The following is a 6,063-nucleotide window of genomic DNA, read 5'->3' on the forward strand; positions in this document are numbered from 1 at the left end:
TCGCCATGCTCGGTCCGGGATAACGCGTCGCCGGTCGTGCCGTCATGCGGGGACTGTACCCCGCGGATTCGTTAACAAACGACAATCGCACTAAAGTTTTCAAGACCTCGACTCTTGCACGGGTCGCAGTCGGTGCCCGCGGTGAAACGCCTGGTCGAGCGCTGATGGGACACCCGCCGCGGCGCCGGCCTGCCCAGCGAATGACGGACCCAGGATGCGGTGCGGGACGAACGGCCAAGCCGCTGCCGTGCGGGTCCCGCCAGCTCGAACGGTTCCGTGCCGGCCCGGCAACCACGCGTCTGGCCGCTCGCCCCAATAATGTTGTGCGAGTTCGCCTTTAGTATCTCATCGTTATCGACTGAGTTTCCATCCGGCTAACAACAGCGCACGGGTGACGGGCCTGATTTCTGCCGTCGCGCGGAGGCTGACCATCTGTTTTTGCACAGCCCGGAGCGTATCGGTCACCAAAACGGTTTGCTGTCAATCTTATTCGTGGCGAGTGCAGCTAGATCACCGCCTGTGTCGATACCGCGAGGCCTCACGGGTGTACGGCGATGAGCTGTTTTCCTCGACAGCTCAACACCGTTCGGCAAAGCGGAATGTTCCATCTGCCCTTAACATCAATGGGTGGTACGTGAGACGCCGCGAATGATGGGCGTGCAAGAAGAATTTCACCTCGTCGATTTGACGACGAGGCTGGCCTGCAATGCCCGCAGGCAGCTCGCGGTTCTCGAGAACATGGCCGGCTGACATGGCGGTGCAACACGTACGGGCGAACTACGGCGCGTCGCTGGCTCCCGACGCGACGGTTTTCGCCCACATCGTCGATGACGGCGGCTACCCCCGGGCGGTACAGCGCTTCCTGACCGGTTGGCGGGCCAGCTCGTCACGCGATGTTGCGCTGCCGGTCAACGGTCCCGTCACACGCGTGATCCATTCCCCCGACGGGCACTGGCTCGCCTGCGAGGTGGCACCCGAGGGCGGCACCCGGACCGAGATCTGGGCCGTCACAACTGATCCTGACGACCCATCGGCGTGGCGAATCGACCGGCAAGAAACCGGCACCGCCGAGCTGGTCGGTTGGGACGGCGCCCGGGTGGCGACAATCCTGACCGGGGAGAACCGCGTCGGCTCATCGTGCCTGATCGATCCCTCCGGCGGGAACTGCATTGTGCTGGACAAGCGTTCAGGTGGCCGGCTGATCGACTCCTGGTCCGGAGCGTCGCTGGTACGAGTGGGTCCGCGTGGCTACCGGGAACTGATTCTGTTGCACGGGCTGACTGAAACAGCGCTGCTGCCCACCGATCCCGGATCTGTCACCGATGCCGGCATCATCCTGGACGATCATCATCCCCGCTGGATCCGGTACGGCCCGACGGGCGAGCAAACCAAGCTTTACCGCCCGCACAAGTTCTACGATGTGAACAGCCCAAAAGGCTACGTGCGGGCACTGGTCCGCAGCGACAACGGTTCTGACCATGCCCGGTTGTTGGAGGTCACCGCCACCGAGGACGGGATCGTCTTTCAAGTGGTCGCCGAACGATCCGACTGCGACCTCGACGAATTCATCGTCAGCGACGACCTCAGCACGGTGGCCTTACTGTGGAACATGCACGGCTGCAGCGAATTACAGACTATGTCCTTCGTCGACTACACGCTGCAGGAACCGATCCCACTACCCGGGCCGGTGGCCGGCCAACTGTCGATCAGCGCCGGCGGCTCGATGGTTGCGATGACTGTCGAGGGCACATCGATGCCACGAACCGTCGAACTGGTGGATCCGCGGTCACGCGAGTGGGTGCGCATCGACCGTGAACCCAGTCGCGGACCGATCGTCGCCGCGAAGGGCAGCGGGCCGATACTGGAAAAGCTCACCGCACGTGACGGACTGAAGCTGACGGGTTGGTGGTATCGGCCGCCGAACCTGATACCGCACGTCGGAACGCTGGTGTATCTGCACGGCGGACCGGAGGGACAGGCCAGACCCGGCTACGACGAACTGTTCCCCGCGCTGCTCAACGCCGGTATCGCGGTGTTCGCGCCGAATGTTCGCGGCTCCAGCGGCTCGGGACGGTCGTTCACGCATGCCGACGACAAGGAGAAGCGTTTCGCCGCGATCAACGACGTCGCAGATTGCGTTGGATTGCTGGTCGAGCGCGGCCTGGCCGACGAGGACCGGATCGCATGCGCCGGCTGGTCATATGGTGGTTTCCTGACGTTGACCGCGTTGACATTTCAACCGGAGCTGTTCGCCGCGGGCATCAGCATCTGCGGGATGAGTGACCTGTCCACGTTCTACCGCAACACCGAACCGTGGATCGCGCAGGAAGCCTACTCAAAGTACGGGCATCCTGTTCACGACCGTGAGTTGTTCGAGGCGTTGTCACCGCTGCGCCGTGTCGACGCGTTGAGCGCTCCGCTGCTCGTGGTGCACGGCACGAATGACACCAACGTGCCGGTAGGTGAATCCGAACAAATCGTCGAGGCGCTGCGTGCGCGGGGCCGGGCTGTGCGTTACCTACTGTTCGACGATGACGGGCACCAGATCGTCAAACGGGAGAACCGGGAGGTCCTGGTCGCCGCCGTGTGCGACTGGCTCACCGCCGCTTTCGCCGCGGACGAGCCCGTCCGCCGTAGCGGCACAATGCACTAGTTTGCTAATCAGCACCCACGGCCAGGCGAAAGCCGTCGGCACCCCGAAGGACTCTCAAGGAGCATTCGATGGTCAGCGACGATCTGCGGCAGCGCCGCCTCGAGGTCATCAAGAAGCACATGGAAACTGAGGTGACCCAGGAATTCGACCGCACCCTGGAGATTTTCGACGGGCACCCGCACTACGAGATCATCGCCACCGGACAGATATTCGACGGGGATGACGAAGTGATGGGCTACTACCGGACCACCCGAAGGGCGTTTCCGGATCAGCGTCACGACAACGTTCGCTATCACCTAGCCGATGACGCGGTGATCGTCGAGTTCGACCTGCTGGGCACCAACCACGGCGAGTTCTACGGCCTTCCGCCAACCGGCGAATCATTCCGAGTCCCGGTGATCGCGGTGTTCTTCTTCGAGAACGACCGCATCGTGAACGAGCGCGTCTATTTCGACTCGGCCAGCCTGGTGACTCAAATCGGGCGAGCCGAGCTGCTGGCCAGCGGGGCAGCGCCCAAGAGTTGACCGGGTCTCGCGGTATTGGCACCGCACCGCCGGCGACGCGCAGGTGATACTGGGTCAGTGCCGAGCACCGATTTCCACCCTGACCTCCGAAGAATTGCGCGGTTCGCCCCGCGAACGCTGGTCGGCCCGAGGACACTGCCGCTGTTGCGGGCGCTGATGAAGCTGCAATCCCGTCGGACACCTGCTGACGTCGAGGTGCTGACGCTCAGCTCCGGAACGCGGGTCCGGGTGTACCGGGCGGCCGGCAGCACTGACGTCGCGCCGGCGCTGCTGTGGATCCACGGCGGCGGCTATGTGATGGGCGCCGCGCAGCATGACGACGGACTGTGCCGCCGCTTCAGCTCGAGACTGGGCATCACGGTTGCGTCAGTGGAATACCGGCTCGCGCCTGAACATCCGTATCCAGCGGCGCTTGACGACTGCTATTCCGCGTTGAGCTGGTTGACCACAGCGCCCGCGGTGGACCCGGCACGGGTGGCGATCGGTGGGGCGAGTGCCGGCGGGGGCCTCGCGGCGGCGTTGGCGCTGCGGACCCGCGATCGCGGCGAAATCGAATTGGCATTGCAGCTGCTGGTCTATCCGATGCTCGACGATCGCAGCCCAGGCAGTGCCCCGCGGCACGACTACCGGTTTTGGAGCCCGCGCAGTAATCGCTTCGGTTGGGCCGCGTATCTCGGGGCCACCGACCCGCAGGTCGCGGTCCCGGCGCGGCGCGACGACCTGACCGGGCTGCCACCGGCATGGATCGGCGTCGGAACCTGTGACCTTTTCCATGACCAGGACCTCGCCTACGCCGAACGCCTCCGCAGCGCCGGCGTCCCCTGCCACGTCGAGGTAATACCGGGCGCTTTCCACGGTTTCGATTACGTAGCGTCGAGAGCGCGAGTGTCGCAGAATTTCTTCGCCGCCCAATGCGCTGGGTTGCGCGCCGCGCTCGGGCCGCCAGGCTGATCAGCTTCCACAGTATCGGGCGAGTTTTGCGATATCCTCACGCAATGAGCCGTCGCGAAAAGCTGACGCGCAATATTCTCGACCCGGTCGCGAAGAAGCTCCGTCTGCCGTTTGGCACACCGGAGTTCATCGACCGGATCATCAGCGGGGGTGCCAACCAAGCCGGTCGACGCACTCTGCACACGCTGATCTCGACGTGGGACCACACCGGCGGCGGACCCTTCGCCGCCAGCGCGATCGCCTCCGCGGGTCTGGCGAAGACGGCCGACATCGCGCAGGGCCTGTTCATCGGGCCGGTGTTCGACCCACTGCTGAAGGCCCTCGGCGCCGACCAGATCCGGCTCCGGGCGTCGTTATGTGCCTCGCAGGTGGTCGGTCTGGGCATCATGCGCTACTCGGTTCGCATCGAGCCGATCCACTCGATGGACGTCGACGCGCTCGTTGACGCCGTGGCGCCGACTCTGCAGCGCTACCTCGTCGGCGAGATCTCCTGAGGCGCCGTCAGTCGTCCGCATACCCGAGTTGACCGCCGATAACTGTCGCGGCGACGGTCTCGGCGTCCAACTCGGCCAGCGCGACCGCCGGCGGAACGCTCAGTAGGCACAAGTCTCCCGGCTGCCCGGGTCGGATGCAGCGTGGTTCGGCGGGCCGCTCAGGGCGCCCTAGAAACATCGCCAAAGCTGTTGCCGGCGCAACACATTCGTCAGTGTTGAGCGCGGCGCCGCTGGGCGTTGTGCGGCGCACCGCGGCGCGCATGGCAGCCCACGGGTCGTCTCCGCCGAACGGCATGTCGGTCGACAACGCCACCGGAATCGACGCGCTGAGCAGTGATGCGACCCGCCACAGCTCGCCGTGTTCGCCGCCCGGCACGTCGGCAAGATACTGATCGCCGCGTTCGGCGACGAAATTCGGCTGGGTGACCACGGTCACACCGAGCCGGGCCAAGTCGTCGACCACCTCGCGGGGAGTAACGGCCGCGTGCTCGATGCGGTCGCCCCGACGGATGCCGGCCTGCTTCAGGGCTGCGATCGTCACCACGATCTGTGCGGCGGAAACGCAGTGAACTGCGACCGGAATGCTCGCCGTGTGGCGGTCGGCGATCCAGCAAGCCAGCTCCTCGAGATCGAGGTCGTCGTCGCGCAGGATGCGTTTTCCAGGTGACAGAAATCGCAAGTTCTGGCGCACAACGCCGCGGCGCTGCAATTCGATCAGCTCGACGATGTCATCGGCGGCCAGATCCGGTGTGGCATCGGTGACTCCGGTGACGCCGTAGCCTATCAACCTCCGGCTGACGGCGGCGAGGCCGGCGTCCTGGCGCTGCAGGGGAAGCGACCAACTCGGATCTGCGCTGCGCAGCTGTCCGTCATGATGATCGGCCAGCCCGATTCTGGCAAGGGCCGCCGAGTTGAGGATCCACACCAGCCCGCTGCGGTGCTGCACCCGCACCGGCACCGGCGGTGCCAGCGCATCCAACAGCGCCCGGTCCAGCGGACCGGCCACCGAATCGTGATAGCCGACGGCGCGTATCCAGCCGTCGCCGCCGACTTCCGCACCGGCCAGCGCAGCCGCCAGGCCGTCGCGGTCACGCACCTGCGGCGGACCGACTTGCAGCGAGCCTTCAGCGGCCGCAGCCGAATACAGGTGGACGTGATGATCATGCAGGCCCGGCAGCACAGTTCCGCCTGCGGCGTCGAACACGTCTTCACCGCGTTGCGGTCGCAATCGGTCACCGACTTCGGTGATCTGCGCTTGCACCCGGATATCAACGACCCCGCCGTTCAGCAGCACCGCGCGTTGAATCAGCACGCGCCGGTGACCCTTTCGCTGATCATGCGTCGCACTGCGGTGTTGTCGGCGCCCAGCGGCGACGCCGGTGGGATCGGTGGCGGGCGCACAGGATCGGCGATGGGTGCCAGAGCGTTCACCGTCGGTGGC

The 6,063-nt window shown here is 65.4% G+C and carries 6 protein-coding genes; 5 read left to right on the forward strand and 1 reads right to left on the reverse strand.

Features of this window, described 5'->3' with window-relative positions:
* The first annotated feature begins 627 nt into the window (after positions 1-627).
* The 5 genes from WA317_RS06975 to WA317_RS06995 all read left to right on the forward strand — a co-directional run bounded on the left by WA317_RS06975 (position 628) and on the right by WA317_RS06995 (position 4,622).
* Complete coding sequence (locus tag WA317_RS06975; RefSeq protein WP_425172340.1) at positions 628-750, forward strand: hypothetical protein; 123 nt, start codon at positions 628-630, stop codon at positions 748-750.
* Position 751: 1 nt separating this feature from the next.
* Positions 752-2,653: an alpha/beta hydrolase family protein gene (locus WA317_RS06980; RefSeq protein WP_425172341.1), complete on the forward strand. Its 1,902-nt coding sequence runs from the start codon at positions 752-754 to the stop codon at positions 2,651-2,653.
* A gap of 68 nt (positions 2,654-2,721) precedes the next feature.
* On the forward strand, positions 2,722-3,177 hold the full coding sequence (locus tag WA317_RS06985) for an ester cyclase (protein ID WP_425172342.1): 456 nt from the start codon (positions 2,722-2,724) through the stop codon (positions 3,175-3,177).
* Positions 3,178-3,234: 57 nt separating this feature from the next.
* A complete protein-coding gene (locus WA317_RS06990; RefSeq protein ID WP_425172343.1) occupies positions 3,235-4,128 on the forward strand; it encodes an alpha/beta hydrolase in 894 nt (297 codons plus the stop codon).
* A 44-nt stretch (positions 4,129-4,172) separates the two neighbouring features.
* Positions 4,173-4,622 (forward strand): hypothetical protein, encoded by a 450-nt coding sequence (locus WA317_RS06995; RefSeq protein WP_425172344.1) that lies wholly within the window; start codon positions 4,173-4,175, stop codon positions 4,620-4,622.
* Between the two features lie 7 nt (positions 4,623-4,629).
* Here WA317_RS06995 and WA317_RS07000 read toward each other — a convergent pair whose 3' ends face one another.
* Positions 4,630-5,934, reverse strand: a complete 1,305-nt coding sequence (locus WA317_RS07000; protein ID WP_425172345.1) for an amidohydrolase family protein — start codon at positions 5,932-5,934, stop codon at positions 4,630-4,632.
* Positions 5,935-6,063 lie beyond the last annotated feature (129 nt).

This window comes from Mycobacterium sp. (assembly GCF_049802695.1).
Lineage (GTDB): Bacteria > Actinomycetota > Actinomycetes > Mycobacteriales > Mycobacteriaceae > Mycobacterium.